1 protein-coding gene is annotated in these 615 nt (G+C 56.6%); it reads left to right on the forward strand.

All coding sequences use genetic code 11. The features are described 5' to 3' along the window. Positions 1–615 (forward strand): ATP-grasp domain-containing protein (locus EOA27_RS39220; protein WP_127259057.1); only part of this gene is annotated, 615 nt, incomplete at both ends.

Genomic DNA, 615 nt, shown 5'->3' on the forward strand with positions numbered 1-615 from the left:
AGACAGAATCCGTGTTGATACAGATAATCTAGATGCGCTGGTCCGCGAATGTTCCCGGCTGCGTGCGACCTACGACATTGCTGGCATTACTGGCTTTTCGGGCGTCGACGAGTCAATCTATGCGACAGTTGGCAAGCTCTGCCGACATTTCGGTCTCCCCGGGCCGAACCCCGTATCTGTTGAACAATGCGGCGACAAGTTCGCTCAACGTCAGCTCCTTTCGGAGGCCGGGCTGCCAGTTCCTGCATATCGATTGGCAGCGGATGCGACGGACGTTGAGAGTTCTGCCGCGGAAATCGGCCTGCCGGTGATTGTTAAGCCGGCCATAGGCAGCGGCAGCTGCGGTGTCCGATTGTGCCGCAACGCCGAAGAGGTAGCGGAACATACGACCTATCTGTTGGGCGGGAAGCACATATGGCGGTCTTCGCCGAGGATCCTGATTGAAGAATTCGCCCAAGGCCGCTTTTATTACGCTGATCTAATGGGAAATGAGGTATTTGAGATTGTCGCCGGTGAGTTCGGCCCCCCACCGTACTTTGTCTTCCGTGAGTTGGCTTATCCTGCCCCGCTGACTGGCGACGAGCATGAGCGTATTGTCGATCTTTCGCTGAGGTG

This window comes from Mesorhizobium sp. M2A.F.Ca.ET.037.01.1.1 (assembly GCF_003998075.1).
Classification (GTDB): Bacteria; Pseudomonadota; Alphaproteobacteria; order Rhizobiales; family Rhizobiaceae; genus Mesorhizobium.